At 67.2% G+C, this 25,971-nt stretch carries 26 protein-coding genes and 1 pseudogene; 14 read left to right on the forward strand and 13 right to left on the reverse strand.

Annotation, left to right across the window (positions count from 1 at the left end):
* Positions 1-283: 283 nt before the first annotated feature.
* Together ACZ5IQ_RS05020 and lpqV are read right to left on the reverse strand one after the other, a co-directional pair.
* Positions 284-1,906: an LCP family protein gene (locus ACZ5IQ_RS05020; protein WP_371824595.1), complete on the reverse strand. Its 1,623-nt coding sequence runs from the start codon at positions 1,904-1,906 to the stop codon at positions 284-286.
* Between the two features lie 199 nt (positions 1,907-2,105).
* The gene (gene lpqV, locus ACZ5IQ_RS05025) at positions 2,106-2,528 is read right to left on the reverse strand and encodes a lipoprotein LpqV (RefSeq protein ID WP_133425501.1); all 423 of its coding nucleotides are present in this window, start codon (positions 2,526-2,528) and stop codon (positions 2,106-2,108) included.
* Between the two features lie 188 nt (positions 2,529-2,716).
* Between lpqV and ACZ5IQ_RS05030 the strand changes: the two genes are divergently transcribed.
* Both ACZ5IQ_RS05030 and ACZ5IQ_RS05035 read left to right on the forward strand, forming a co-directional pair.
* On the forward strand, positions 2,717-3,271 hold the full coding sequence (locus tag ACZ5IQ_RS05030; protein WP_133425502.1) for a cysteine dioxygenase: 555 nt from the start codon (positions 2,717-2,719) through the stop codon (positions 3,269-3,271).
* Complete coding sequence (locus ACZ5IQ_RS05035; protein ID WP_133425503.1) at positions 3,271-3,717, forward strand: rhodanese-like domain-containing protein; 447 nt, start codon at positions 3,271-3,273, stop codon at positions 3,715-3,717. Before ACZ5IQ_RS05030 ends, ACZ5IQ_RS05035 begins: the two co-directional genes overlap by 1 nt.
* Here the strand turns inward: ACZ5IQ_RS05035 and ACZ5IQ_RS05040 are convergent.
* The 3 genes from ACZ5IQ_RS05040 to ACZ5IQ_RS05050 all read right to left on the reverse strand — a co-directional run bounded on the left by ACZ5IQ_RS05040 (position 3,694) and on the right by ACZ5IQ_RS05050 (position 7,268).
* Complete coding sequence (locus ACZ5IQ_RS05040; protein WP_237162756.1) at positions 3,694-5,388, reverse strand: alpha/beta hydrolase; 1,695 nt, start codon at positions 5,386-5,388, stop codon at positions 3,694-3,696. The two genes, ACZ5IQ_RS05035 and ACZ5IQ_RS05040, sit on opposite strands and share 24 nt — an antisense overlap.
* Positions 5,389-5,451: 63 nt before the next feature.
* Complete coding sequence (locus tag ACZ5IQ_RS05045; RefSeq protein WP_135355226.1) at positions 5,452-6,225, reverse strand: enoyl-CoA hydratase; 774 nt, start codon at positions 6,223-6,225, stop codon at positions 5,452-5,454.
* 8 nt (positions 6,226-6,233) lie between these two features.
* The gene (locus ACZ5IQ_RS05050; RefSeq protein ID WP_135355225.1) at positions 6,234-7,268 is read right to left on the reverse strand and encodes an enoyl-CoA hydratase/isomerase family protein; all 1,035 of its coding nucleotides are present in this window, start codon (positions 7,266-7,268) and stop codon (positions 6,234-6,236) included.
* A gap of 162 nt (positions 7,269-7,430) precedes the next feature.
* Here ACZ5IQ_RS05050 and ACZ5IQ_RS05055 point away from each other — a divergent pair, with 162 nt between their 5' ends.
* Positions 7,431-8,273, forward strand: a complete 843-nt coding sequence (locus ACZ5IQ_RS05055; RefSeq protein WP_135355224.1) for a Bax inhibitor-1/YccA family protein — start codon at positions 7,431-7,433, stop codon at positions 8,271-8,273.
* Between the two features lie 67 nt (positions 8,274-8,340).
* Here the strand turns inward: ACZ5IQ_RS05055 and purT are convergent, their stop codons facing one another.
* Positions 8,341-9,543 carry a formate-dependent phosphoribosylglycinamide formyltransferase gene (gene purT, locus ACZ5IQ_RS05060; protein WP_135355223.1) on the reverse strand — a complete coding sequence of 401 codons (1,203 nt, stop codon included), beginning with the start codon at positions 9,541-9,543 and terminating at the stop codon, positions 8,341-8,343.
* 272 nt (positions 9,544-9,815) lie between these two features.
* Between purT and ACZ5IQ_RS05065 the strand changes: the two are divergent.
* Positions 9,816-10,710 (forward strand): annotated as a pseudogene (locus tag ACZ5IQ_RS05065) (endonuclease domain-containing protein).
* Positions 10,711-10,854: 144 nt separating this feature from the next.
* On the opposite strand, the gene ACZ5IQ_RS05070 reads toward ACZ5IQ_RS05065, so the two are convergent.
* Positions 10,855-12,072: an acetyl-CoA C-acetyltransferase gene (locus ACZ5IQ_RS05070; RefSeq protein WP_135355221.1), complete on the reverse strand. Its 1,218-nt coding sequence runs from the start codon at positions 12,070-12,072 to the stop codon at positions 10,855-10,857.
* A 40-nt stretch (positions 12,073-12,112) separates the two neighbouring features.
* A complete protein-coding gene (locus tag ACZ5IQ_RS05075) occupies positions 12,113-13,081 on the reverse strand; it encodes an SGNH/GDSL hydrolase family protein (protein WP_135355220.1) in 969 nt (322 codons plus the stop codon).
* Positions 13,082-13,287: 206 nt separating this feature from the next.
* On the opposite strand from ACZ5IQ_RS05075, the gene ACZ5IQ_RS05080 reads away from it, so the two are divergent.
* Complete coding sequence (locus ACZ5IQ_RS05080) at positions 13,288-14,340, forward strand: alpha/beta hydrolase (RefSeq protein ID WP_135355219.1); 1,053 nt, start codon at positions 13,288-13,290, stop codon at positions 14,338-14,340.
* A 42-nt stretch (positions 14,341-14,382) separates the two neighbouring features.
* The gene (locus tag ACZ5IQ_RS05085) at positions 14,383-15,777 is read left to right on the forward strand and encodes a cystathionine beta-synthase (RefSeq protein WP_135355218.1); all 1,395 of its coding nucleotides are present in this window, start codon (positions 14,383-14,385) and stop codon (positions 15,775-15,777) included.
* A 37-nt stretch (positions 15,778-15,814) separates the two neighbouring features.
* On the opposite strand, the gene ACZ5IQ_RS05090 is transcribed toward ACZ5IQ_RS05085, so the two are convergent.
* Positions 15,815-16,882 (reverse strand): EspA/EspE family type VII secretion system effector, encoded by a 1,068-nt coding sequence (locus ACZ5IQ_RS05090; protein WP_167837875.1) that lies wholly within the window; start codon positions 16,880-16,882, stop codon positions 15,815-15,817.
* Between the two features lie 383 nt (positions 16,883-17,265).
* Between ACZ5IQ_RS05090 and ACZ5IQ_RS05095 the strand changes: the two genes are divergently transcribed.
* The 3 genes from ACZ5IQ_RS05095 (at position 17,266) to ACZ5IQ_RS05105 (ending at position 19,393) form a co-directional block, all read left to right on the forward strand.
* Positions 17,266-18,351 (forward strand): DUF2189 domain-containing protein, encoded by a 1,086-nt coding sequence (locus ACZ5IQ_RS05095; protein ID WP_212812771.1) that lies wholly within the window; start codon positions 17,266-17,268, stop codon positions 18,349-18,351.
* Positions 18,352-18,413: 62 nt separating this feature from the next.
* Positions 18,414-18,899 (forward strand): RDD family protein, encoded by a 486-nt coding sequence (locus tag ACZ5IQ_RS05100; protein WP_064860354.1) that lies wholly within the window; start codon positions 18,414-18,416, stop codon positions 18,897-18,899.
* Positions 18,896-19,393: an RDD family protein gene (locus tag ACZ5IQ_RS05105; RefSeq protein WP_234789747.1), complete on the forward strand. Its 498-nt coding sequence runs from the start codon at positions 18,896-18,898 to the stop codon at positions 19,391-19,393. The genes ACZ5IQ_RS05100 and ACZ5IQ_RS05105 overlap by 4 nt, the downstream gene beginning before the upstream one ends.
* On the opposite strand, the gene ACZ5IQ_RS05110 is transcribed toward ACZ5IQ_RS05105, so the two are convergent.
* Positions 19,377-20,543 carry an acyl-CoA dehydrogenase family protein gene (locus ACZ5IQ_RS05110; protein WP_110767579.1) on the reverse strand — a complete coding sequence of 389 codons (1,167 nt, stop codon included), beginning with the start codon at positions 20,541-20,543 and terminating at the stop codon, positions 19,377-19,379. The two genes, ACZ5IQ_RS05105 and ACZ5IQ_RS05110, sit on opposite strands and share 17 nt — an antisense overlap.
* A gap of 84 nt (positions 20,544-20,627) precedes the next feature.
* On the opposite strand from ACZ5IQ_RS05110, the gene ACZ5IQ_RS05115 reads away from it, so the two are divergent.
* From ACZ5IQ_RS05115 to ACZ5IQ_RS05125, 3 genes are read left to right on the forward strand one after another with little or no spacing between them, the layout of a single operon-like run.
* Complete coding sequence (locus ACZ5IQ_RS05115) at positions 20,628-21,146, forward strand: DUF4190 domain-containing protein (RefSeq protein WP_064860356.1); 519 nt, start codon at positions 20,628-20,630, stop codon at positions 21,144-21,146.
* A 14-nt stretch (positions 21,147-21,160) separates the two neighbouring features.
* On the forward strand, positions 21,161-21,619 hold the full coding sequence (locus ACZ5IQ_RS05120; RefSeq protein WP_064860357.1) for a TM2 domain-containing protein: 459 nt from the start codon (positions 21,161-21,163) through the stop codon (positions 21,617-21,619).
* Between the two features lie 10 nt (positions 21,620-21,629).
* Positions 21,630-22,802 (forward strand): cystathionine gamma-synthase, encoded by a 1,173-nt coding sequence (locus ACZ5IQ_RS05125; protein ID WP_464480920.1) that lies wholly within the window; start codon positions 21,630-21,632, stop codon positions 22,800-22,802.
* Here the strand turns inward: ACZ5IQ_RS05125 and ACZ5IQ_RS05130 are convergent.
* From ACZ5IQ_RS05130 to ACZ5IQ_RS05140, 3 genes are all read right to left on the reverse strand, one after another.
* The gene (locus tag ACZ5IQ_RS05130; protein WP_464480921.1) at positions 22,799-23,461 is read right to left on the reverse strand and encodes a GOLPH3/VPS74 family protein; all 663 of its coding nucleotides are present in this window, start codon (positions 23,459-23,461) and stop codon (positions 22,799-22,801) included. The two genes, ACZ5IQ_RS05125 and ACZ5IQ_RS05130, sit on opposite strands and share 4 nt — an antisense overlap.
* A 45-nt stretch (positions 23,462-23,506) precedes the next feature.
* The gene (gene greA / locus ACZ5IQ_RS05135) at positions 23,507-24,001 is read right to left on the reverse strand and encodes a transcription elongation factor GreA (protein ID WP_138228844.1); all 495 of its coding nucleotides are present in this window, start codon (positions 23,999-24,001) and stop codon (positions 23,507-23,509) included.
* Positions 24,002-24,266: 265 nt separating this feature from the next.
* The gene (locus ACZ5IQ_RS05140; protein ID WP_464480922.1) at positions 24,267-24,689 is read right to left on the reverse strand and encodes a DUF4307 domain-containing protein; all 423 of its coding nucleotides are present in this window, start codon (positions 24,687-24,689) and stop codon (positions 24,267-24,269) included.
* Positions 24,690-24,809: 120 nt separating this feature from the next.
* Between ACZ5IQ_RS05140 and mca the strand changes: the two genes are divergently transcribed.
* Both mca and ACZ5IQ_RS05150 read left to right on the forward strand, forming a co-directional pair.
* Positions 24,810-25,676, forward strand: a complete 867-nt coding sequence (gene mca, locus ACZ5IQ_RS05145) for a mycothiol conjugate amidase Mca (protein WP_464480923.1) — start codon at positions 24,810-24,812, stop codon at positions 25,674-25,676.
* Positions 25,673-25,963, forward strand: a complete 291-nt coding sequence (locus ACZ5IQ_RS05150; protein ID WP_464480924.1) for a hypothetical protein — start codon at positions 25,673-25,675, stop codon at positions 25,961-25,963. Before mca ends, ACZ5IQ_RS05150 begins: the two co-directional genes overlap by 4 nt.
* The last annotated feature ends 8 nt before the right edge of the window (positions 25,964-25,971 follow it).

Consider the following 25,971-nt stretch of genomic DNA (forward strand, 5'->3'; position numbering starts at 1 on the left):
CAGTAGTTGGGAAATACGTCGCATTCGTTAGCTGATCGCATTGCTTCTGCGACGTTTTGCCTGGTCGGCGGGCAAATTTGTTAGATGTGCTTTGTGTTCTGAGAATGGTGTTGCTGCTCATTTTTCGCGCTTCGATGGGCGGCGAATTTAATTCGTTGAACTAATCTAATTAATTTGCGCCGGCAGCTGGTGGCGTCTGCATCGCGAGTGTGCGTGCAGATCGCGGAACCGGCCGGATCGACGGTCTGTGCGCACACTGGCGGCACGGAAAAGCGGGCGCGCGTCAGTTGACGCAGGGGAGCCCGTCGTTGGCACGCACCGGCGGCCCGGCTTCCGGGGTCGGCAACGTGGTGTCGTAATTGGACGACTTGGCCGCAGCCAGGGAGACGCTGTCGAGGGTGTCTGGCACCTGATAGCCCGGCCCCAGCGTCACGTGGATGCGGCCGGCGGGCACCGACGGGTCGGCGCGGACCGCGTCGATGCCCAACAGTTCTGCCAGGTGCTTGGCTTCGGCGTCGGTACCGGCGCCGAAGTCGACGGCCGTCGAACTGAGCTCGCCGTCCTGCGAGCTCCGGGTCTGGCCCATGGAGTATTCGAGATCGCCCAGGATCTCGGACATCTGCCGGCCCAGGCCCATCACGTCGGAACCGTTGATGACGTCGATGACGGCGGTCTTGGCGTTCTTCGACGTCGTACCGGTGCTGTCGGCGGCCTTGTCCAGCGTCGACGGCTCGGTCGACGTGCTGGGCGTGGTCGTCGGTGCGCCGGCCGGTGGCTTGAGGCCGAAGGCCTTGGCGACCTCGACCTTGATGGCCATGGGGTCGACGATGTTGACGTCCTGGCCGTCGATGTTGTCGTAGCGCACGACGGGCAATGTCCGGTACTGGACGTTTGCGCCGCCGGCGATCTCGCCCATGCGCTTGAACTGCTCCTGGCCCCAGCCCGCCGACAGCACGACGTCCTTCTGTGCGACGCCGATCAGCTGATTGAGCTTGCCGAGGTCGCTGAACGAGCCGTCCTTCTGCAGCTGGTGCATCACCGAGATCAGGAACGCCTGCTGGCGGTGGGTCCGGTCCAGGTCGCCGTTGTCCAGGCCGTGCCGTTGCCGGACGAAGGCGACGACCTGCGAGGCGTCGAGCATCTGGCGGCCGGCCGGGAAATCGGCGCCCGAGTAGTCGTCGTACACGGGGTGGTTCAGGCAGATTTCGACGCCACCGAGGCTCTCGGCGATGTCGTAGAAACCGGCGAGGTTGACCTCGGCGAAGTAGTCGATGGGCGCACCGGTCAGATTGCGGACCGCGGCCAGGGTGGCGGCGCGGCCGGCCTCGCGGCTCTTGCGTTCCAGCTCGGCCTGGTCGGTGACGCCCTTGTCCATGAGGTGCTGCATGGCGTTGGCCTTGGTCAGGCCGTACGCCTCTTTGATCTTGATGTGGTCGTATCCGGGGATGCCGGTGACCCGCACATAGTCGTCGCGCGGGATCGAGAACGCGACCACATGGTTGTCGGCGGAGATGTGCGCCAGGATCAGCGTGTTGGTGTTGTAGCCGCCGTTGTCCGAATCCCCGGCGTGCAGCTTGTCGAGCAGCGCCTGCGGCAGGTCATTGCCCTGCTGGTCTTTCCGCGAGTCCAGGCCGATCAGCAGGATGTTCATCGCCCCGCCGGTGGACTTGGGCGCGTCGGCCCCGAGCGCATCGCTGACCGTGATGCCGTGCAGCGCGCCGCGCACCGTCCACCAGCCCAGGCCGGTCGTCGCCACCGCCACCGTGGTGACCAGGGCGAGCGCCACCCGCCCGACGGTGTCCCAGCCCACCCGGGCGCTGAGCAGGCTTTGCAGCCGGCTCCGGCGGTGCCGGGCTGGAAGACGGTGGCGGGCGGTATCGCTGCGCTGGAGATCGGAGGTGCTCAGCTGCGACCTCGAGGGGATGCGGTCATGGCGGTCATCTCGGCGGGCCTCGCGGGTACGTGAGGACCGCCGGTCGGATCCGGCGGTCGGAAAGTTCGCTGTCACCGCGGCCCGCGTGTATGCGTCAGAGCGATCGGACGGCAGTGCGACCGATTTTAGGGCAACGCCGCAGACTCAGCGAATCCTCAGTGAACGGCGGGTATCAGCCGCATTCACCTTTGGAGGCGCTGGTCGCGGCCATGATCACGCCGGCCTGCTGGCCTGCGGTGAGCTCGGTCCACGGGGTGTTGAAGTTACCGGGATCACGTGTTTCCGCCCGCTGCATGAGGCTCAGGTACGGCTCGACGAGCGTCGCCGGGTCGGCATGCTGAGCGTCCATCCACACCTTCGCGGCGTGGCACGCCTGGCCGAACTCGGACTCGGTCGCCGCCGGCGGGGCGTCGACGGCAGTTGTCACGCCGCCCGGGGAGACGGCGCCGCCGGCGGGTGCGGGGTGTTCGTGCGACTGCGTGGGCAGCTCGGCGGGAGTGTGGGCGGGAGCGGCTTGCTTGTCCGGCCCGCAGGCTGTCAGGAACGTCAGTGCGGTGGTCGTGAGCAGCGCTGCCCGGATGACGTTGATCTGCATGCTTGCCAATCTAGAGGTGTAGGCATTCAGGATCACCCTGACGCTAACCCTTTCCCGGCGGCCGCGGCGCCGACACCATGGGGAACATGGCAGTGCAGAACGTGCAGAACGCGACATGTTGTCGGGCTTGAGCCCGGCCTTGTGAGGGCGCCAAGCCCACCCGTTCGTTTCTGCATTGGAGTTCCGTCATGTCCGTCCTGACAGAGTTTTCTGTTTCTGGCCCCACTTCCCTGGCCCCGACCCGATTGCGGCTGCCCGACCTGCTGCACGCCACTGATCGGTGCGCCGACGACGTCCTGAGCGGCCGTTACGACCGGCTGCTGCCGGCCGACGGCCTGCCCCTTCACGAACGCTGGTTCCGCCGGTTGTACGGCGACGACGAACTCGATCTCTGGCTGATCAGCTGGGTCCCCGAGCGCAGCACCGAGCTGCACGACCATGGCGGATCGCTCGGTGCGTTGACCGTGGTGTCCGGGGCGCTCGAGGAAACCCGCTGGGACGGCCGCGGGCTGCGGCAGCGCACTCTGGAGGCCGGTGACCAGGCCGCGTTCCCGTTGGGCTGGGTCCACGACGTGGTGCGGGCGGGCAGCAACGATGCCGCAGGAGTATCGCCCGCTCCGCCCACTCTGAGTGTGCACGCCTACTCGCCGCCGCTGACCGCCATGTCGTACTACGACGTGACCGAAAGCCAGAAGCTGCGGCGCGTCTACACCGAACTCACTGACAAGCCCGAGGGGGACTGATGACCACGGCGAGTGAAGCGACGGGGAACGCGGTCAGCCGAGTCGACGCCATGCTGAACGCGGCGCGCGAGCGGCTGGTCCGGCTGTCCGCCGCCGAAATCCCCGCCGCGCTGGCCCGGGGCGCCGTGCTGGTGGACATCAGGCCGGCCGCGCAGCGCGCCATCGAGGGCGAGTTTCCCGGCGCGCTCGTCGTGGAACGCAACGTCCTGGAATGGCGCTGCGACCCGACCAGTGACGCCCGTCTGCCGCAGGCCACCGGAGTCGACGTCGAGTGGGTGGTGCTGTGCTCGCAGGGCTACACCTCGAGCCTGGCCGCCGCCGCGCTGCAGGACCTGGGGCTGTACCGCGCCACCGACGTCATCGGCGGATACCGGGCGCTGGTCGATGAAGGACTGCTGGGCGGGACGGCCGCGTCGGTGCTGCTACGTGCCGGCGCTTGGGTGTAGCAGCGGGCGCAACCGCTCCGTCTTCTCCTTGGTCCACTCCGGCGGCTGCAGCACGTCGGCCCACGCATCGGCGACGTCCCTGACGTAGACGTGTCCGTGCCCGTCCGGGACGTCGACCGCGACGGCCATGTCGGCCGACACCTGCAGGAACGTCACGACGGGAATCCACTCCATCCGCGGCGAGACGTCACGGCCGCGCGGTTCTTCCAGCCAGTCGGGCCGGGCGAACAGCAGGTCGGGATTCCACCAGGCGATCGGGTCGGACGCGTGCTGCAGATACACCACCCGCGGGTGGCCCCAGGTGGCGTCGGCAGGGCGGTCCAAATCCTCAGGGCGAGAAGCGAACCGGGCGTTGAGGCCGTGGTCGTAGATCGGCAGTTTCTCCAGTGACCCGGCGTCGCGGTAGCGGGTCAGCTCGGTCCAGATGACGTTGTTGAACGTCGGTCCGGAGAACAGCGCGCCGTCGGTGCGGGCCACCAGGTTGTTCAGCGACTGGAACGGAGCCTCGCCGCCGAACGAGCCGAGGCTCTCCCCGAACACCACGAGCTTGGGGCGCTTGCCCTCGGGCATCTGCCGCACGAGGGCGTCGACCTCTTCGAACAGTTCCTGGCCGGCTTCCTGCGCGTTGTCCTTGTCCACCAGGAACGAGATCCAGCTGGGCAGGAACGAATACTGCATCGACACGATCGCGGTGTTGCCGTTGTACATGTACTCCAGCGACGCGGCTTCGGCCTCGTTGATCCAGCCGGTGCCCGTCGTGGTGGCGACGGCGACGACCGCGCGCTCGAGTCCGCCGGTGCGCTTGAGTTCCTGCGCGGCGAGCCTGGCCGTTGCCCGGATGCCGTCCGCGGAGTGCAGACCGGCGTAGGCGCGAATCGGTTCGATTGCCTTGCGGCCGTTGAATTTCTCGAGCTCTTCGACGCTCGGTCCGTTGCCGACGAAGATGCGGCCCTGCCGGCCCAGCGACGACCAGCTGGCAAGTGAGCCGGGCCCGCCCGACCGCAATGGCGATGTGGGAGGCGGGTTGTCGGGATCATCCTCGTCATTGGCCGAGGCGAAGGTGTTGTTGATCCACGACATCGCATAGTTGCCGACCACACCGTTGAACACCTCGACGAACACGGCGATGACCAGGAGCACTGCCACCACGCCGGACACCCGAGGGGGAGCCACCCGCTCCAGCTGACGCATCAGGAAACGCACCAATTTGCGGATCAGCTGGCCGATTTCGACGAAGCCGAACAGGAAGACGATCGAGTACACCGCCGTCAGCGGGTGGTCCCAGAACTTCATCCGGGGCACGCCCATCATGTCGCGGACCTCGTCCTGCCAGACGTGGAACCAGATGACCGCGAGCACCTGGCCGATGACGCCGACCCCGATCAGGACGAGCCACGCCCAGCGGGGCGCCTTGGGACTGCTGTCCTTTGAGCGCATGTAGCGCACCAGAAAGACACTGAGCACCCCGAGGCCGTAGCCGCACGCGCCGGCAGCCCCGCTGACGATGCCCTGGAAGAGCGGTCCGCGCGGCAACAGCGACGGCGTCATCGAGAGCCAGATGAAGGTCAGGCCGACCGCGGTGCCGAAAAACGTGTAGCGGCGAACCCACCAATCCGAGGGTGGCTCTTCCAGTTTCGCGACGAATGACTCCTCGTCCGACGGCTCGGCCACCGTGACAGCGGCGCCGTCGTCGGCAGGATCAGGCAGTTGCGCGGTGTCGGCCACCGATCGACTTTACCGATGCGTGAAGTTCGGCGCGCGCTTCTCGGTGAACGCCGCCATGCCCTCGGTCTGGTCGTCGGTGGCGAAGGCCGAGTGGAACAGCCGGCGCTCGTACAACAGGCCCTCGGCGAGGGTGCTCTCGAAGGCGCGGTTGACCGCTTCCTTCGCCATCCGCGACGCCGAAAGCGACATGCCGGCAATGGTTTTGGCGACGGCGTTGGCCTCTTCGAGCAGCTTGTCGGCCGGGACCACACGCGACACCAGACCGCAGCGTTCGGCTTCCTCGGCGTCCATGTTGCGGCCGGTGAGGATCAGATCCATGGCCTTGGCCTTGCCCACGGCACGCGTCAGACGCTGGCTGCCACCCATGCCAGGGAGCACGCCCAGCTTGATCTCGGGCTGGCCGAATTTCGCGGTGTCGGCGGCGATCAGCAGGTCGCACATCATGGCGAGCTCACAACCGCCACCGAGCGCGTAGCCGGCGACGGCGGCGATGGTGGGGGTGCGGGTCGCGGCGAACTTGTTCCACAGCGCGAAGAAGTCCTGCGAGAACACGTCGGCGAACGTCAGGCTCGCCATCTCCTTGATGTCGGCGCCCGCGGCGAAGGCCTTCTCGCTACCGGTGATGATGATGGCGCCGATGCCCGGGTCCGCGTCGAGTTCGGCTGCGGCCGTGGTGACTTCGGTCATCACCTGGCTGTTGAGGGCGTTGAGGGCCTTCGGCCGGTTCAGGGTGATGGTGGCGACGCGGTCGTCGCGGGTGACCAGGATGGTTTCGAAAGTCATCGGTTCTCCTAGAAGGTGAGATCAGGGTCGGCGGAGACGAAGTAGGCGTCGACGTCGGCGGCGGTGCAGTCCGAAAGACTAGCCGGGGACCACTGCGGGTTGCGGTCCTTGTCGACGAGCTGGGCGCGGATGCCCTCCACGAAATCGTGAGACTTGTGCGATGCCATCGAGACTCGGAATTCCTGCACGAGGGTGTCCTCGAGGGTGGGCAGCTTCGCGGCGCGGCGCACGGCCTCCAGGGTGACTGTCAGCGCGATGGGCGACCGGGTGGCGATCAGGTCGGCTGCCGCGTTGGCGGGCGCGGCGTCGCTGTTCCGCAGGTTCTCCAGGATCTCGGCGACCGTGTCGGCCGCGTAGCACTCGTCGATCCAATGCTGTTGTGCCAGAAGCTCGCTGGCGGGCGGCTCGACGGCGTACTTCTTGAGCGCGGCGTCGGGGCCGTCGCTGATCACCAGGTCGCGGAAGGCTGGGAGGTCGGCCTGTGGGACGAAATGGTCGGCGAAGCCCAGAGCGATGGCATCCGCGCCGGAGAACGGGGCACCGGTGAGCGCGGCATGGAGGCCGATCAGGCCCGGCGCGCGGGACAGCAGGTAGGTACCGCCGACGTCGGGGATGAAGCCGATGCCGACCTCGGGCATGCCGAGCTTGGTCTTCTCGGTGACGACGCGGGTGTTGCCGTGCGCGCCGACCCCGACGCCGCCGCCCATCACGATGCCGTCCATCAGCGAGACGTACGGCTTGGGGTAGCGGCCGATGTGCGCGTTGAGCAGATATTCGTCGTGCCAGAACGTCCTGGCCTTGTCGTCCTGCGCCTTGGCGGAGTGATACAGCGCGACGACGTCGCCGCCTGCGCACAGGCCGCGCTCGCCGGCGCCGGTCAGCAGGACCGCGCGCACGCTGTCGTCGTGCTCCCACGCCCTGAGCGCCTCGGCCAGGCCCGTGACCATGACTTGATTGAGCGAATTGATGGCCTTCGGACGGTTCAGCGTGACGACGCCGACGCCGTTCTCGACATTTACTAGGATATCCTCGTTTTCCGCCACGGTAAGCAATCTAGATCGTCGCGCAACCGCTGCGCCGACCAGGTACCGTTTCACAGTAAGTTCCCAGTTTCTCCGTCTCGCCGGGAACCAACACCCGAAGCCGTACGTTGAGTGGGTGTTCGTCAGCAGACGGACCACAGCTTCACGAGAGGAACCCAGACGGTGCGCGAGAGCAGCAACCCGATATTTCGTTCCCTGCCCAAATCGCAGGGCGGATACGCGCAATTCGGTAGTGGCGCCGCCGCATATGGTGCCCAGCAGACCATGGCCCAGCCATACACCCAGTACCCGCAGCAGCAGGCCGGTTTCTCGCGCCCGCTGACCATCGACGACGTCGTCACCAAGACCGGCATCACGCTGGCGGTGCTGACGGTCAGTGCGGTCGTTTCGTACTTCGTGATCATGTCGAACCTGGCGCTGGCCGGGCCCATCGCCATGATCGGTGCCCTCGGCGGCCTGGTGATGGTCCTCATCGCCACGTTCGGCCGTAAGCAGGACAACCCGGGCATCGTCCTCACCTACGCGGTGCTCGAGGGCATGTTCCTCGGTGCCTTCTCGTTCGTGATGGCCAACTTCGCGGTCTCCGGCGCCAATGCCGGTGCCCTGATCGGCCAGGCCATTCTCGGCACCTTCGGTGTGTTCTTCGGCATGCTCGTCGTCTACAAGACCGGCGCCATCCGCGTCACCCCGAAGTTCACCCGCATGATCGTCGCCGGCATGTTCGGTGTTCTGGCGCTCATGCTCGGCAACTTCATCATCGGCCTGTTCAACGGCGGCGCGGGCATGGGCCTGCGCAGCGGCGGCACCATCGCGATCATCTTCTCGCTGGTCTGCATCGCGCTGGCGGCGTTCAGCTTCCTGCTCGACTTCGACGCTGCCGACCAGATGATCCGCGCCGGCGCGCCGGAGAAGGCGGCATGGGGCGTCGCGCTCGGCCTGACCGTCACCCTGGTCTGGCTGTACGTGGAAATCCTGCGACTGCTGAGTTACTTCAACAACGACTAGCTCCGTTGACAGAGAAGGGGCGTCCGCTTCGGCGGGCGCCCCTTCTTCGTGTCGTGCAGTGTCCGGCTCAGACCGCGCGCGGCTTGACGCGGCCGGCCGCTTCGGCGGCGTTGCGGCGTGCGGTGTCGATGTCCGCGGCCCGCGCCAGGGCCACACCCATCCGGCGGGTGCGGAAGCTCTCGGGCTTGCCGAACAGGCGAATGTCGGTGCCCGGCACCTGCAGGGCCTCATCGATGCCGTCGAAGACGATGCCCTCGGCCTCCACGCCGCCGTAGATCACCGCGCTGGCGCCCGGGCTCTTGAGAGACGTGTCCACCGGCAGCCCGAGGATCGCACGGGCATGCAGCTCGAACTCGTTCTGCCACTGCGTGATCATCGTCGTCATGCCGGTGTCGTGTGGGCGCGGGCTCACTTCGCTGAACCACACCTGGTCGCCCTTGACGAACAACTCGACGCCGAAAACGCCCTGCCCGCCGAGGTTTTCGGTGACCTTGTGCGCGATGTCCTGGGCGTTGGCCAGAGCCGCGGCCGACATCGGGTGCGGCTGCCAGCTCTCCACGTAATCGCCGGAGACCTGACGGTGCCCGATCGGTTCGCAGAACTGGGTCTCGACCTCGCCGTCGGCGCCTCGTGCCCGGACCGTCAACAGCGTGATCTCGTAGTCGAAGTCGACGAAGCCCTCGACGATGATGCGGGTGTTGGTCACGCGCGCCCCGCCCATGGCGTACTCCCAGGCCTTCGCGACGTCGTCCGGGCCGTCGAGCTTGCTCTGGCCCTTGCCCGAACTGCTCATCACGGGCTTCACGACGCACGGGTACCCGATGCCGCCATCGATGGCGGCTTGGAGTTCCTCGAGCGAATCGCAGAACTTGTAGGGGCTCGTCGGCACGCCGAGTTCTTCGGCGGCCAGGCGCCGGATGCCCTCGCGGTCCATGGTGAGGCGGGCGGCCCGCGCGGTCGGGATCACCCGCACCACACCGGCCTCCTCGAGTTCCTGCAGCGCCGGCGTGGCGATGGCCTCGATCTCCGGCACCACGAGGTCCGGCTTCTCCGCCGCGATCAGCGCCTTGAGCTGGTCGGGGTCGGTCATCGAGATGGTCCGCGCGTGGTGGGCCACCTGCTGGCCCGGCGCGTTCTCGTAGCGGTCGACGGCAATGGTCTCGACGCCCAGGCGCTGCAACGCGATCAGCACTTCGCGACCGAGTTCGCCGGAGCCGAGCAGCATGACCTTGGTCGCGTTCGGCGACAGTGGGGTTCCGATGGTGATCATTGGGCGGAAAGTCTATGGGGTGGGGTTCTATGTGGGTTGATCCTGTACTGAGGGCGTGGGTTTCTCGCACTCTTGCGCCATGGATTCAGGCTCAGAGTCCTGATCGCCCATCGGCGCATTGGCCCTGTACTAGTGGCGCGGGCTACTCGTACGAATGCGCCGCGGATACAGGCTCAACGTGAGTTATCCACACTTCGCAGTTGATCCACACTCCACGGCTGTGTCGGCGCGATCGAGACCTTTCTGTCAGCGGGGCGGCAGACGGTTGCGTCATGATCACCGAATCGGACCCGTTCATCGGCAGCGAGGCTGTCGCAAGTCGATCGCTCACCCGCTACGAGCTGCGCCGCCACTACCGGGCGATGCTGCCGAACATCTACGTGGACAAGCGAATTGACCCATCGCTCTACCAGCGGACGCAGGCCGCGTGGCTGTGGTCTGGACGCGAGGCCACCATTGCCGGGCATGCCGCGGCAGCCCTTCACAGGGCGAAGTGGGTGCCTGATGACGCGCCGATTGAACTCATCTACGCCAATACCAGGCCGCCCAGGAACGTCATCGCCCGTGATGACCTGCTCTTCGACGACGAGAGCCAGTTGCTCGGCGGATTGCCTGTGACGACGTCGCACCGTACGGCGTTCGACCTCGGACGACGCGGGTCGCTCGTCGACGCGGTTGCCCGACTCGACGCTCTCGGTGCCGCCACCGGATTCAACGTCGACGCAGTGCGTGAGGTGGCAGGCCGCCACCGGCACGCGCGAGGGTTGCGCCAATTGGAGCAGGCTCTGGCTCTCTACGACCCGGGCGCCCAATCCCCGCAAGAATCCTGGCTTCGACAATTGCTGATCGCCGAAGGCTTTCCACGACCGAAGACTCAGAATCCCGGTGACTGGCCCCGATGGCCGCGCCAAGTACTTCCTCGACATGGGATGGGAAGACATGCGGCTCGCTGTCGAGTACGACGGCGAGCAACATGCGGGCCAGATCGGCTACGACATCGTGCGCAGCGAGTACATCGCCGGCGTCGGGTGGACGGTGGTCAGAGTGGCCGCCGGACATCGCCGGGCGGAGATCATCGCGTGGGTGAATCGGGCCTGGGCGCGGGCACTCTATCGACGAAATCCTGCAGTGTTTCTGCCCTCGCGCGACGCCGGACGCGCGAGTTAGGCCAAGGGTTCAGGGTCAACGCCAGATGCCCCCAGAAACACGTTGACCCTGTACCTGGGGCGCATGTCACTCGAACAAATGCGCCCTGAGTACAGGGTCAACGCTGAGGCGGCGGGACGCCGCTTCAGAGACTGCTTAAGGGACTTACGAAAGCCGCTCGATGATCATGGCCATACCCTGGCCACCACCGACACACATGGTCTCGATGCCGAACTGCTTGTCGTGGGTCTGCAGGTTGTTGATCAGCGTCGCGGTGATGCGGGCGCCGGTCATACCGAACGGGTGGCCGAGGGCGATGGCGCCACCGGACACGTTCAGGCGGTCCTCGTCCATGCCCAGGGCGCGGGCCGAGCCCAGCACCTGCACGGCGAAGGCCTCGTTGATCTCGTAGAGGTCGACGTCACCGATGGCCATGTTGGCGCGGCCGAGGGCCTGCTTGACGGCCTCGATCGGGCCCAGGCCCATGATCTCCGGCGACAGACCCGAGACACCGGTCGAGACGATGCGCGCCAGCGGGGTCAGGCCGAGGGCCTTGGCCTTCTCGTCGCTCATGATCACGAGGGCGGCGGCGCCGTCGTTCAGCGGGCAGGCGTTACCGGCGGTGATGGTGCCGTTCGGGCGGAACACCGGCTGCAGCTGGCTGATCTTCTCGTAGGTGGTGCCGGCGCGCGGGCCGTCGTCCTTGGAGACGATGGTGCCGTCGGGCAGCGTGACCGGGACGATCTCGCGCTCGAAGAAGCCGGCGTTGATGGCTTCCTCGGCCTTGTTCTGCGAGCGGACGCCCCAGTGGTCCTGGTCCTCACGGCTGATGCCGGTGTGCAGGACGACGTTCTCGGCGGTCTGGCCCATGGCGATGTAGACGTCGGGCAGGACGCCGTCTTCGCGCGGGTCGTGCCACTCGGTGGCGCCTTCGGCCTGCTTGGCGGTGCGGGCCTGAGCCTCGTCGAACAGCGAGTTCTTGCTGTTCGGGGCGCCGTCGGCAGCGCCGATGCCGAAGCGGGACACGGTCTCGACACCGGCCGAGATGAACACGTCGCCCTCGCCGGCCTTGATGGCGTGGAACGCCATGCGGGTGGTCTGCAGCGACGACGAGCAGTAGCGGTTGACGGTGGTGCCCGGCATGAAGTCGTAGCCGAGCTCGACGGCCACGGCGCGACCGATGTTGTAGGCGGCCTCACCACCGGGCTGTCCGCAGCCGATCATCAGGTCGGCGACATCGCGCGGGTCGAGCGCGGGCACCTTGTCCAGCGCGGCGCGCACCATCTGGGCGGCGAGGTCGTCGGGCCGCATGGTGGCCAGCGAGCCCTTGACGGCACGGCCGATGGGGGAGCGGGCGGTGGAGACGATGACGGCTTCGGGCATGACGGGCTCCTAAGGATCCAAAAATTGCTTCCCGGCGAATTTATCCCGTGACAGGAGCGACGATCGGCGCGGGTACGCCTGTCGTGCGCCGCCACAGGCGCGCGATGCCGGCCAGGCGGGCCAGCAGGCTCGTCACGTCCGCGGTCCGGGAGACCAGCGCGGATGCCGGCGGCGACTCAGTTGTCCACTCGCCCAACGCTTCACACAGGGCCGGCAGCAACTGCTGGGCCGCCAGCGAGTAACCGGCGGCCGACGGGTGGAACATGTCCGGGGAGAACAGCACCTCGGGCGCCTTGAGGAAATCGGGCGCCAGCAGGTCCGAGAACGGCACCGGCACGCCGCCGTTCGACCGCACCTGCCCGGCCTGGGCCCGGGCCAGCCGCAGGCCCCGATTGCGGGCCACCCAGCGCAGCGGCTGCGGGATGGCGGCGATGGCGCCGAAGTCGGGACACGTGCCGACGATGACGACTGCGCCGCTGGCGCACAGGCGCTGCACCGCGTTGCCCAGCCGGCGCGCCGACTGCCAGATGCCGTTGACGGCGGTGATGTCGTTGGCGCCGATCATGATGACCGCCGCGTCCGGTGGCGGGCCGGCCACGAACATGGCGTCGATCTGGCCGGACAGGCCTTTCGAGGTCGCGCCCACGATGGCCTTGGTGGACAACCGGATTCGCTTACCGGATTGCTGCGCCAGCCCACGGGCGAGCAGGACGCCGGGCACTTCGTCGGCGCTGCGGCAGCCGTATCCCGTGGCGGTGGAGTCGCCGAAGATCATCAGGTGCAGGTCGAACGGCACGCCACGCTGCCACTTTTCGACGGGTCCGCCCCCGGGGCTGTAGACGCCGTCGGCCCGTGGCGGGACTTCCCATGACTTGGGGATGACCCGGCGCGCAGTGGCTGCCTGGCCGCTCAGGAGGTTGCGGACCCCGACGTAGAACGACCCCGTCGAGGCGATGGTGGCTGCGGTCGCCAGAGCGATGGTCGTCCGGCGCGGTGCACGTATGCCCACGGCGTTCAGTCTAGGTCGGTTGCCCAGATTCGCAGGTCGATGAACCGCGGGCGACCCGGTCACGTAGTCATATCGACTGGGGCATCAATTCGGCGACTTTGATTGTTGATCTATGTAGCAGTGGCAAGCTAAGTTACGCGGGTTGTCTATTAAGTGACGTAAATAACGAAGTGCACCGGAACTACAAAGGCGTAGGAGTGGTGGCGATGACCGCACCGAGCAGGGTTGTCAGAACCCATAGTGTTGCTATAAGTCCTGTTAAGGGGCGGAAACCACGCCGCTATCCGGTCAGTGACGGCGCACCGGTAGAGATCGTCGAGGACGGTCCCAGCCTCGCCGGTCGCTTGATGTCGGTAGCCGCGACACTCGCCATCAAGTCAACTCTGACCATCGGCAGCTACGCCCCGAAGGCCCCCTGGCCGTGGGGAATGGTGGACTTCGTCGCCCGGATCATGAGGCCCGAGCCGGGCACCGTCCGCGCCACGATCGGTTTGCCGAACTGTACGGCGCACCTGGTCCGCGCCAAGGGCGTGCTGCCGGCCGACGGCCGTCGCAGCGTCATCCTCTACATGCACGGCGGGGCATTCCTGACCTGTGGCGTGCACACCCACGGCCGCGTGGTCGGCGCGTTGTCCAAGTACGCCGACGCGCCCGTCCTGGTCGTCGACTACCGGATGATTCCGAAGCACTCGATCGGCGAGGCCCTCGAGGACTGCCACGACGCCTACCGGTGGCTGCGCCTGAAGGGCTACGAGCCGGACCAGATCGTGCTCGCCGGCGACTCCGCGGGCGGCTACCTGTCGCTGGCACTGGCCGAGAAGCTCCAGGAGGAGGGTGAGCTGCCGGCCGCGGTGACGACGATGTCGCCGTTGTTCGAGATCGACAACGAGAGCCGGGCCCAGCACCCGAACATGAAGTCCGACGCGATGTTCCCGGCACACGCCTTCGACGCGCTGATCGAACTCATCGAGCACGCCGCCTCGCGCCACCTCGTCGACGGAAAGCCCGAAGAGATCTACGAGCCGCTCGACCACATCGAGCCCGGCCTGCCGCGCACCCTGATCCACGTGTCCGGCTCCGAGGTGCTCCTCAACGACGCCCGCAAGGCCGCGCACATGCTGGCCGCCAGCGGCGTGCCGGTCGAGGTGCACGTCTGGCCCGGCCAGATGCACGTGTTCCAACTCGCTGCCCCGCTGGTCAAGGAGGCCGACCGCTCGCTGAAGCAGATCGGCGAGTACATCCGCGAGGCAACCTGGTAATCCGGTATGCGCAACCCGGGGGCGGCCTGACAACATGTACCCATGCGCATCGCCCGGCACATCAGTGAGCTCATCGGCAATACGCCTCTGGTCCAACTGAACTCGGTTGTTCCAGCGGGTTCGGGGGTGGTGGCCGCCAAGATCGAGTACCTCAACCCCGGCGGCAGCGCCAAGGACCGCATCGCGGTCAAGATGATCGACGCCGCCGAAGAGGCCGGTCTGCTCAAGCCGGGCGGGACCATCGTCGAACCCACGTCCGGTAACACCGGCGTCGGGCTCGCCATCGTCGCGCAGCAGCGCGGCTACAAGTGCATCTTCGTCTGCCCCGACAAGGTCAGCGAGGACAAGCAGAACGTGTTGCGCGCGTATGGCGCCGACGTCGTCGTCTGCCCGACGGCCGTGGCCCCCGACCATCCGGACAGCTACTACAGCGTTTCCAACCGACTGGTCACCGAGATCGACGGCGCCTGGAAGCCGGACCAGTACTCCAACCCGAACGGCCCGGCCAGCCACTACGAGACCACCGGCCCGGAGATCTGGGCCGACACCGACGGCAAGATCACGCATTTCGTGGCGGGCGTCGGCACCGGCGGCACGATCACCGGCACCGGCCGCTACCTCAAGGAGGTCTCGGGCGGCCGGGTCAAGGTCGTCGGCGTCGACCCGGAGGGCTCGGTGTACTCCGGCGGCACCGGCCGGCCGTACCTGGTCGAAGGCGTCGGTGAGGACTTCTGGCCGTCGGCCTACGACCCCAGCGTCCCCGACGAGATCATCGCCGTGTCCGACGCCGATTCGTTCGAGATGACCCGGCGCCTGGCGCGCGAAGAAGCCCTGCTGGTCGGCGGCTCGTGCGGCATGGCCGCGGTCGCGGCGATCAAGGTCGCCGAGCGCGAAGGGCCCGACGCCGTCGTCGTCGTGCTGCTGCCCGACGGCGGAAGAGGTTATCTGTCAAAGGTTTTCAACGACGAGTGGATGTCGTCGTACGGCTTCCTGCGCACCCGCCTGGACGGCACGCCGGAGGAACACACCGTCGGCGACGTACTGCGCGGCAAGTCCGGCGCGCTGCCGGACCTGGTGCACACGCACCCGTCGGAGACGGTGCGCGACGCCATCAACATCCTGCGCGAGTACGGCGTCTCGCAGATGCCGGTCGTCGGGGCCGAGCCGCCGGTGATGGCCGGCGAGGTCGCGGGCAGCGTGTCCGAACGTGAGCTGCTCTCAGCGGTTTTCGAGGGCCGGGCGAAACTGGCCGACGCGGTGGCGCAGCACATGAGCCCGCCGCTGCCGCTCATCGGTGCCGGCGAGCTGGCCTCCGCGGCGGCCAAGGAACTGCGCGAGGTCGACGCCGTGATGGTCGTCGACGACGGCAAGCCCGTCGGCGTACTGACGCGGCACGATCTGCTGGGATTCCTGTCACAGGGCGGCTCGCGCAAATAGCCGATTGCACCTAAGTGCCGTCCGTTGCCGGATCGGCCTACTCGAGATTCATTTGTGCTGCCAGGTTTGCCGCTCCGGTCGCGTCTGTGCGGTCGTACCAATCCGCCGCTGCACTGAGACCGGCGGCCAACCCATCGGCTCGCATGGTGATTGCTTGCGCTGAGTTCGCGCGGTCGATGCAGGCTTGCATGACTGCTTCACTTGTCGGCGCGCAAGCAGACCCGTGCGTGGTGAATACGTTGCGGCCTGTGTCAGCTGTGAGGGCGCCAGCTTGCTTCGACATGACGGCGACAACGTGCTGACTGTCTGAAAGCCGCCGCAGGGCATTCGGCTCGACAGTGAGTCGCTGAGCTGGATCGAGCGACGGTGTACCAGTTGTTGCATCAGCTTGGGCGTACGAAGTCGCGGCGGCCTTTACGGACGCGGCGTAGCGGGTCACTGCGGTGGTGAGGCGATGAAAGTCCGCGATGGGCAAGGGCATCGTGTACATCACGGTCTGAACTTGAAAGCCGTACGAGATGACGTCTCCGTGCGGCAGGGCGCCGAGAAGGATTGCGACTGGCACCGCGCCGTTCAGTGTGTGCGAAGCGCTCTCGATGCTCTTCCGCGTGGCGGCTACATGCAGCGCTTCGGCACCGAGCGCGGCAGCTACTGTGTCGTCCGCCTTCGCTAGTGCTTCGGCTTTATGTTTCTGGACTTCATTGGCATCTGAATAGGCGGTCGATGCGGATCCGGTCCAACTATCCGGCGGTGATGCGGCGCCCATTTGCTCAGCTGTGGCTGCGAAGGCTTGTGCGCCGGACTTGAAATCAGCACCTGAATCCGGAACTCCGGCGCCGCATTGCTGGAGCATGTCTTTCAGTACAGCGAGCGCGGCCGCAAGGATGGGTGTGTTTCCGGAACCCGACGCGTTGGGCTTGTCGCCGAGTGCAGCAACTGCTGAAGATGCCACATTGAGTGACGGCGCGAGTATGCCTGCGAGATTGGTGGCTGATCCAAACGGGTCTTTCTTGAAGTTGCGTATGTTGTCGTAGATCCCAATGGGAATTACGTTCGCGGAGCCGACACTGCGCACGATGTCGGCGACGATCTGTTCATAATCCACCATTGGTCCCCAATTCCGCGTCCCCGTTTACCGGCGCTCGACTCCATTATCTGACAGATAAATCGAGTGCTCGACGGAAACTGCACGCTTGCGCTACTACGAAGAAGCGTCAGCTGGGCGCGAGCGAGGGTTGGCCTCGCGGCACCCTCGGTTCGAACCTCGCGAGAAGCCCCGGCCGTGACGTGCGGTGTCTCGTGTTCCGCCTCGTTCAGGGCGACGCTCGTGGAACTACCGCGAAACGCCTGGCAGTTGTGCAGTCCGCGTGTTTTTCGTCTACAGCGTGTCGTTCGTGCCGCGGTATTCGTATATTCGTGTAGTTCGATGTTGATCTCGTGCCGTGGCGACCGAAGTCACGCCAAATCCTCTCGGAGAGGGACTGAACTATGACGGACCAACCGACGGACGGCACTCCGCCGGACGCCAATAAGCCGACGGAGTACATTCCGCAGCCACCGCCGGGTGGGTTCCCGCCGCCGCCACCTCCGGGAGGCGCTCCGACGGAATACATTCCGCAGGCACCGCAGGGTGGCTACCCGCCCCCGCCGCAGGGCGGCTACCCGCCGCCTCCGGGCGGAGGATTCCCGCCCCCGCCGCAGGGCGGCTACCCGCCTCCTCCGGGGCAAGGTGGATACGCCCCGCCGCCCCCGCCGCCGGGTGGTGCCTACCCGCCGCCCCCGCCGCCGCAGGGTGGCTTCGCGCCGCCGCCGCCAGGGGCGTACCCGCCGGCCGGCTACCAGTACGGTGCGCCGGGCGGTGCCGCCCCGTTCAGCGTCGGCGACGCGCTGTCGTGGGCGTGGAACAAGTTCACCAAGAACCCGGCGCCGCTGATCGTGTCGGTGTTGGTCTACGGCCTCATCGTCGGTGTCATCGCCAGCATCGTGCAGTTCAGTGCACTGGGATTGGCTGACACGTCCGTTTCGAGCTACTCGGCGGACGACGCCGGCTTCAGCTACTCGTACAACGTCACCTCACTGGGACCGGCCAGCATCGCCATCCTGGTGCTCGGTTACCTCGTGTTGCTGGTGGTCGCGGCGGCCATCTCGTCGGCCCAGTACGTCGGCCTGCTCGGCATCGCCGACGGGCAGCCGACCACCATCGGGTCGTTCTTCAAGCCGCGCTACATCGGGCCGATGATCGTCCTGACGCTCATCGTCGGTGTGCTCGTCGGTATCGGGTACGTGTTGTGCGTTATCCCCGGTCTGATCGTCGCGCTGTTCGCGATATTCGCGCACCCGATCCTGGTTGATCGCAACCTGTCGCCGATCGATTCGCTGAAGGCCAGCATCGAGATCGTGAAAGCCAATGTCGGACAGGTGATCCTGGTCTGGCTGGTGGCCGGCTTGATCGCCGCGGCCGGCATCCTCGCCTGCGGCGTCGGTGTCCTGGTCTCCGGTCCGGTCGCCTCGCTGATGCTGGTGTACACCTACCGTCGCCTCAGCGGTGGTCAGGTCGCCCCGCTGACGCCGTAACGCCGTGGCCTGTTCGGGGGACGCCGGTCGCGGCCCCCGAACAGGCATGACGGCAGCACCCCATGAGACAGGACGACTTGAACTACACACCCTGGTGGGCCCGCGTGGTGGCCAGCCTGATCGACCGGGTCCCGCCGCTGTTCGTCATCATCGTCGGCGGCCTGGTCGAGCGCTCCCAGCGCGTGACGAAATGCCTTGCCGACCAAGCGGACTACAGCATCGGCCCGTACTGCGCCACCGGGAACTCTGTCGCCGGTGTGCTGATCTGGCTGGCCGGACTCGTCGTCGCCGTGTTGTTCATGGTGTGGAATCACGGGTATCTGCAGGGCACCACGGGCGCCAGCCTGGGTAAGCGGGTGTTGCATTTCCAGGTGATCGACGAAAAGACGGGGGAGCCCGTCGGTTTCGGTCGCTCGGTGGTGCGGCAGCTGGCGCACGTCGTCGACGCCGTCCCGGTGTTCGCCGGTTACCTGTTCCCGCTGTGGGACGCCAAGCGGCAGACCCTGGCCGACAAGATCATGTCGACCGTCTGCGTGTCGACGCGATGATGGCGTACGCCCCGTGGTGGCGGCGGGCCGCTGCCGCGGTCATCGACCTGCTGCCTCTGCTGGTACTCACCGCGGCCGGTGCGGCACTGGTGTGGTTCACGCGAGACCGGCTGTGCGACACCGATACTTCCGCGTTCGACGGCGGCGCCCAATGCGGTGACGGCTACTCGACGCTGGGCTACGTCAGCCTGGTTGTCACCTGGGCGCTCATGGTCGGTTATCTGGTCTGGAACTTCGGCTACCGCCAGGGACGCACCGGCGCCAGCCTCGGCAAGACGGCCCTGCGCGTCCGGGTCGTCGGTCAAACCTCGGGCACGCCAATAGGTTTCGGGCGTTCACTGCTCCGGCAGGCGGTACACCTGGCCGACCTGTCGATCGTCGGCTATCTGTGGCCGCTGTGGGACGCCAAGCGACAGACGTTCGCCGACATGGTGATGGAGACCGTCTGCGTGACGCCGCCGCGCACGCGCACCCCCGTCAGCGGAACGCACTGACCCCGGTCAGCGCCTGCCCGATCACCAGCTGGTGTACCTCGGACGTGCCCTCGTAGGTCAGCACCGACTCCAGGTTGTTGGCGTGCCGGATCACCGGGTACTCCAGGGTGATGCCGTTGGCGCCCAACAGGGTTCGGCACTGCCGGGCGATCTTGATGGCCTCGCGGACGTTGTTCAGCTTGCCGACGCTGACCTGCTCGGGCTGGATCTTCCCGGCGTCCTTGAGCCGGCCGAGCTGCAGGGCGAGCAGCTGCGCCTTGCCGAGTTCGACGGCCATGTCGGCGATCTTGGCCTGCGTCAGTTGGTATTCCGCGAGCGTCTTGTCGAAAACCGTGCGCGTGCCGACGTAGTCCAGCGTCGCCTGCAGACAGTCGCGCGCCGCGCCCACCGCGCCGAACACGATGCCGAACCGCGCCTCCGACAAACAGCTCAGCGGGCCGGACAGGCCGCGCGCGCCGGGCAGCCGCGCGGACTCGGGGAGCCGGACGTCGTCGAGGCTGAATTCGGAGGTGACCGAGGCCCGCAGCGACATCTTGCGCGTCATCTCCCGGGCGCTGAAACCCGGTGTGTCCGTGGGCACCGCGAATCCCAGCACACCTTCCTCGGCGCGCGCCCACACCACCGCGACATCGGCGACCGAGGCGTTGGTGATCCACATCTTCGAGCCGTTGAGGACCCAGTCGTCGCCGTCCCGTCGGGCGGTGGTGCGCATGCCGCCGGGGTTGGAGCCGAAGTCCGGTTCGGTGAGACCGAAGCAGCCGATCAGATCGCCCGCGGCCATGCCCGGCAGCCACTGCTCGCGCTGTTCCTCGCTGCCCCAGTGATGGATCGCGAACATCGCCAGCGAGCCCTGCACCGACACCAGTGACCGGATGCCGCTGTCCACGGCCTCCAGCTCCTGGCACACCAGCCCGTAGGCCGTCGCCGTCGACCCGCTGCAGCCGTACCCGGTGAGGTGCATGCCGAGCAGGCCAAGCTTGCCCACCTCGGTGGCGATCTCGCGTACCGGAACCGAACCGTTCTCGAACCACTCGGCGATGTAGGGACGCAGCCGTTGCTCGCCGAACTGGCGCACCATGGTGCGCAATTCGATGTCCTCGGCGCTCAACAGGTCGTCAGTGCCGAGCAGATTGTCGATCGAGGCTGTCATGGTGCAGTTCTACACCGGGAGTTCGGCGTAAAGCGAGAGCAGACCCCGGCTACGCTGGACGCTCAGGGACAGACGGGGTGGACGATGACTGAGCAGGAACAGAACCAGGGTGCGGGCGAGCCGGAGGCTTCGACCCCGGCCTACGGTATGCCGCCGCTCCCGGCCTACGGCACGGAGCCGTACCCGTCGATGCCGGCGCCCGAGCCGTTTCCGCCGCCGGTCACCGGTTTCCCGGGTCCGGGCTACCCGCCGCCGGTCGCGCCGTATCCGCCTGTGGCCCAGGGATATCCGGGTATGCCGCCGATGCCCGGCATGATGCCGATGGGTTATGCGCCGGTGCCGAAGACGAACGGCCTGGCCATCGCGTCGTTGGTCTGTTCACTGCTGGGCTTGGCGACGTGTGCGGCCACCTCGATCCTCGGGGTGATCTTCGGGCACCTCGCCAAGTCGCAGATCAAGCAGAGCGGCGAGGAGGGCGAGGGCATGGCTCTCGCGGGTTTGATCGTCGGCTACATCGGGCTGGCGCTCTTCGCGCTGATCGCAATCTTCTATTTCGGCCTGATCGCGCTCATCGTGGGCAGCAGCGGCACCACCACCTACTAGACGGGACCTGACCAATGACGAATCCATACCAGCCCGCAGACGGGTCCGGTCCGCAACAGCCGGGCGAGCCGCCGTTCAGCGGCCACGAATACCCGGGGTACCCACAGCAGCCCGGTTTCCAACAGCCTGGTTACCCGCCGCCCGGGTACCCGCAGCAGCCGGGTTACCCGCCGCCGCCGGGCTACGGCTACGCGCCGCAGTTCGCGGCCGACCCGTCCGCGCCCTGGGGCCGTGATCCCCTGACGGGGCTGCCGTTGTCGGACAAGTCCAAGGTGACGGCCGGCCTGCTGCAGATCCTGTTGGGCACCTTCGGCGTCGGGCGATTTTATCTGGGCTACACGACCATCGGCGTGCTCCAGCTCGTCGTCTCGCTGGTGACCTGCGGCATCGGCGCCATCTGGCCGCTGATCGACGGCATCATGATTCTGATGGGGAACGTTCCCGACCCCCAAGGGCGCAAGCTCCGCGACTAGGCTGGCGCCTGTGAGTGAGCAGCGCAGCCAGGCAGACCACTACCGCGCCTACGGACCGTCGACCCGGGCCATTCATGCCGGGTTCCGGCCGGACCCGCAGACCGGTGCCGTCAACACCCCCATCTACGCCAGCTCGACGTTCGCGCAGGACGGCGTGGGCGGGCTGCGCGGCGGATTCGAGTACGCCCGCACGGGCAACCCGACCCGGGCGGCGCTGGAGACACTGCTGGCCGCGGTCGAGGGCGGGCACTACGGCCGGGCGTTCAGCTCCGGCATGGCGGCCACCGACTGCGCGCTGCGCGCCGTGCTGCGTCCGGGCGACCACATCGTCATCCCCGACGACGCCTACGGCGGCACCTTCCGGCTGATCGACAAGGTCTTCACGCAGTGGGGCATCACGCACACGCCGGCGCAGCTGTCGAACCTCGACGAGGTGCGCGCGGCGATCACCGCCAAGACCCGGCTGATCTGGGTGGAGACCCCGACCAACCCGCTGTTGTCCATCGCCGACATCGCGGCCATCGTGCAGATCGGCGCCACATCGGGCGTGAAGGTGTTGGTGGACAACACCTTTGCCTCGCCGGCGCTGCAGCAGCCGCTGGCCCTCGGGGCGGACGTCGTGTTGCACTCGACCACCAAGTACATCGGCGGGCACTCGGACGTCGTCGGCGGCGCGCTGGTGACCAACGACGAAGAGCTCGACGCGAAATTCGCGTTCCTGCAGAACGGCGCCGGTGCGGTGCCGGGTCCTTTCGATGCCTATCTGACCTACCGCGGCCTCAAGACGCTGCCGCTGCGCATGCAGCGGCACTGCGAAAACGCCTTGCGGGTGGCCGAATTCCTCAACGACCACAAGGCTGTCGCGACGGTGCTGTACCCGGGTCTGTCGAGTCATCCGGGCTACGAGGTGGCGGCCAAGCAGATGAGCGGCTTCGGCGGCATGGTGTCGGTGCGGCTGCGCGGCGGCGAGCAGGCCGCACGCGAATTGTGCTCGCGCACAGAGATTTTCATTCTCGCCGAGTCGCTCGGTGGCGTGGAGTCGCTGATCGAGCATCCCGGCGCCATGACGCACGCGTCGACCGCCGGCTCGCAGCTGGAGGTGCCGAACGACCTGGTCCGGCTGTCGGTCGGCATCGAGGATGTGGCCGACCTGATCGGGGACCTGGAGCAGGCGCTGGGTTAAACCAGCGCGCCCCGCACCGCGGCGGCCGTGACGGCGAGGTTCACCTCGGCGACGCCGGTCTCGTATTCGTTGACCCAGTGGCCGCTGGCGATGTCGCCGGCGCGGGCATGCACCCACCGCCAACCGCGGTCGTTGAGGCTCATCAGGGAGCCCAGGCCGTCGACGGTGTGCAGCAGCGTCACGATGGCTGCCGTCGCCGGTGCCGGCGGTCTGCGGTCGAACAATGCCGACAGAATCTCCGCGCGCGCCTGTCCGACGCGCCCCCGGTCCGTCAACGGCAAGGCGTAGTGCGGCCGGAACCTGTTGCCGCCCAACGGCTGCCGACGCAGCTGCCCGGCACGCTCCAGCTGGTCGATGAGACGGTCCTCGGTGCCTTTGCGCAGTTTGGACAACACGGCGGCAGGCCGCCGCGGTCGCTGCCGCAGCAGGTCCAGTGCCGGCGCGGACACCGGGTCGACGGTCTCGTCGCCGGAGAGGGCGACCAGGTGACCGTCGGGTGCGCTGTCACCTGGCGCGGCGGGCCGAATGCGGCACGCCAGCGCCAGGTCCAGCAGAACGGCACCGGACAACACCCGGTGCCGACGTGGTTGATCCAGACCCGGCTGTGCGGACGAATTGTCCAGGAGCAGCAGATACAGGTCTTCGGCGATCTGAGCCATGAATGTCAGCTGGTGGCCGGCGCGGTCGCGCCGGCCGTCGCAGGGCTAGGCGTGATAGGGCTCGGCCTTGACCAGCGTGACCTTGACGGTGGCGCCGCTGGGCACCGTGTAGCTGCGGTCCTCGCCGACCTTGGCGTCGATCAGCGCGTGGCCGAGCGGCGAGTTGGGGGAGTACACCTCGAGCTTGCCGTCGGTGACGCCTTCCTGGCGGGTGGCGATGAGGAACGTCTCGGTGTCGTTCTGGTCGCCGTCGTAGTAGACGGTCACGACCGAGCCGGGCAGCGCCACACCGGACTTCTTCGGTGCCTCGCCGACCTTGGCGTTGTTGAGCAGTTCCTGCAGCTGACGGATGCGGGCTTCCTGCTGGCCCTGCTCTTCGCGGGCCGCGTGGTAGCCGCCGTTCTCGCGGAGGTCGCCCTCTTCGCGGCGGTCGTTGATCTCGGCAGCGATGACCGGGCGGTTGGCGATCAGCTGATCGAGCTCAGCCTTCAGGCGCTCGAATGCTTCTTCGGTGAGCCAGGTGACCTGGGTATCGGTCATGTCTGCTGCTCTCCTGTCGTTGTAAGCGTGCGTGTATGCCCGGGCGGGTGTGTCCGGGGTTGCCCCGTTGCTTGGGGCCGGCGGTGCTGCGATCGCGACGGCAGGTCCAGGTCCCCCCAGAAGGTGCCAGCAGGTGCCCGCTAATGCAGCAATACACGGCCCCAGTCGGAACCGTGTACTGAGCAAGCGTACCACTTGGGCGTCTCCAAACGGTCATGATTTCGCAGTTCGGAGTTCGCCGGACGGTTGGTCACCCGGCTGGTGTTCAGGGCGCGACGAGGTACGACGGCACGTCGGTGCCACAGCCGTAGACGTCGCCGACGACCGGCGGTTTTGTGGACTTCACGACGGCCGTCACCTGGACCGTCTTGGCCTCTGCCGGCGCGACGAGAATCTCGCGCCGCCCGGTTTCGCTGCCGTCGAGCGCCCTCGCCCGCACGATGCACACCGCCGGTTGGGCCGGGTCCTCGCGCGTGACCGAGATGGTCACCGCCACCGTCTCGTTGTCGACCAGTTTGTACGTGCTCAACTCACCTTTGACGGGGGACGTCCCCAGGCGCTGGAAACCGACGAACGCGAGCGCCACACCAGCGACAACGATGACGAGCGTGAGGCCGATCGCGATGCGCCGACGGGTCAGCCGGGACATGCGTTGCTGCCCGTAGCGGGCCGTCGGACGCTCGATCATGGCTACTTTGGGTGCCCCATCGGTCGGTTCGGATTGCTTGGACTGGAACTATAGGACCCAGCGACATGGTTGGACTGCAGCGAGTTGTCCCACCGAGTAGAGACAGTAGGTAAGGCACACGTGAGCGAACTGCGGTTGATGGCGGTGCACGCGCACCCCGACGACGAGTCGAGCAAGGGTGCGGCCACCATGGCCAAGTACGCGGCCAACGGCGCCCGGGTCATGGTCGTGACCCTGACCGGCGGCGAGCGCGGCGACATCCTCAATCCGGCGATGGACCTGCCCGAGGTGCACGGCCGCATCCATGAGGTCCGCCGTGACGAGATGGCCAGGGCCGCCGAGATCCTCGGCGTCGAGCATCACTGGCTGGGGTTCGTCGACTCCGGGCTGCCCGAGGGTGACCCGCTGCCGCCGCTGCCCGACGGCTGCTTCGCGGTGGTGCCGATCGAAGAGCCCGTCCGCCGGCTGGTGCGGGTGATCCGCGAGTTCCGGCCGCACGTGATCACCACGTACGACGAGAACGGCGGCTACCCGCACCCCGACCACATCCGCACTCACCAGGTGTCGATGGCGGCCTACGAAGCGGCCGCCGACCATGTGCAGTTCCCCGAAGAGGGCGAGCCGTGGAGCATCTCGAAGCTGTATTACGGCCACGGTTTCCTGCGCCGGCGCATGCAGCTGCTGCAGGACGAGTTCGCCAAGAACGGCGAGGTCGGGCCGTTCGAGAAGTGGCTGCAGCACTGGGACCCCGAGCACGATCCGTTCGCCAACCGGGTGACGACCCGCATCGAGTGCGCTGAATTCTTCGAGCAACGGGACCGCGCGCTGCTGGCCCATGCCACGCAGATCGACCCGAACGGCGACTTCTTCCGCGCGCCCATCGAATGGCAGCAGCGGCTGTGGCCGACCGAGGAGTACGAATTGGCCCGATCCAGGGTTCCGGTGACGTTGCCCGAGACCGATCTGTTCACGGGAGTATCGCTGTGATTTCTGTTCCGCTCACCATCCTGCTGGCCGAAGGTCCGCGCCAGACGGGGCCCGACTTCGGCAAGGCCAGCCCGGCCGGGCTGGTGATCACGCTGATCCTGTTGATCGCGGTGGTGGCCCTGGTCTGGTCGATGAACCGGCACCTGCGCAAGCTGCCCGAATCCTTCGACCCCGCGCATCCCGAACCGGATCAGGCGGTCGACGACGGCACCGTCGGCGGCGTGCCGCACGAGGCGCCGACGGGCGACGCCGGCCCCGACGGCACTACAAAACCAGAAGCTGGGTAACACTCCAG

This window comes from Mycobacterium toneyamaense (genome assembly GCF_055384815.1).

Bases quoted from the DNA above. Each gene is read 5' to 3' on its own strand.
- ACZ5IQ_RS05120 (WP_064860357.1), top strand. From the start codon at position 21,161: ATGACGAATCCATACCAGCCCGCAGACGGGTCCGGTCCGCAACAGCCG.
- ACZ5IQ_RS05140 (WP_464480922.1), bottom strand. From the start codon at position 24,689: ATGATCGAGCGTCCGACGGCCCGCTACGGGCAGCAACGCATGTCCCGG.
- ACZ5IQ_RS05130 (WP_464480921.1), bottom strand. From the start codon at position 23,461: ATGGCTCAGATCGCCGAAGACCTGTATCTGCTGCTCCTGGACAATTCG.
- purT (WP_135355223.1), bottom strand. From the start codon at position 9,543: ATGATCACCATCGGAACCCCACTGTCGCCGAACGCGACCAAGGTCATG.
- ACZ5IQ_RS05105 (WP_234789747.1), top strand. From the start codon at position 18,896: ATGATGGCGTACGCCCCGTGGTGGCGGCGGGCCGCTGCCGCGGTCATC.
- ACZ5IQ_RS05070 (WP_135355221.1), bottom strand. From the start codon at position 12,072: ATGCCCGAAGCCGTCATCGTCTCCACCGCCCGCTCCCCCATCGGCCGT.
- ACZ5IQ_RS05110 (WP_110767579.1), bottom strand. From the start codon at position 20,543: ATGACAGCCTCGATCGACAATCTGCTCGGCACTGACGACCTGTTGAGC.
- ACZ5IQ_RS05035 (WP_133425503.1), top strand. From the start codon at position 3,271: ATGACCACGGCGAGTGAAGCGACGGGGAACGCGGTCAGCCGAGTCGAC.
- greA (WP_138228844.1), bottom strand. From the start codon at position 24,001: ATGACCGATACCCAGGTCACCTGGCTCACCGAAGAAGCATTCGAGCGC.
- ACZ5IQ_RS05100 (WP_064860354.1), top strand. From the start codon at position 18,414: ATGAGACAGGACGACTTGAACTACACACCCTGGTGGGCCCGCGTGGTG.
- ACZ5IQ_RS05080 (WP_135355219.1), top strand. From the start codon at position 13,288: ATGACCGCACCGAGCAGGGTTGTCAGAACCCATAGTGTTGCTATAAGT.
- lpqV (WP_133425501.1), bottom strand. From the start codon at position 2,528: ATGCAGATCAACGTCATCCGGGCAGCGCTGCTCACGACCACCGCACTG.
- ACZ5IQ_RS05115 (WP_064860356.1), top strand. From the start codon at position 20,628: ATGACTGAGCAGGAACAGAACCAGGGTGCGGGCGAGCCGGAGGCTTCG.
- ACZ5IQ_RS05030 (WP_133425502.1), top strand. From the start codon at position 2,717: ATGTCCGTCCTGACAGAGTTTTCTGTTTCTGGCCCCACTTCCCTGGCC.
- ACZ5IQ_RS05085 (WP_135355218.1), top strand. From the start codon at position 14,383: ATGCGCATCGCCCGGCACATCAGTGAGCTCATCGGCAATACGCCTCTG.
- ACZ5IQ_RS05045 (WP_135355226.1), bottom strand. From the start codon at position 6,225: ATGACTTTCGAAACCATCCTGGTCACCCGCGACGACCGCGTCGCCACC.
- ACZ5IQ_RS05095 (WP_212812771.1), top strand. From the start codon at position 17,266: ATGACGGACCAACCGACGGACGGCACTCCGCCGGACGCCAATAAGCCG.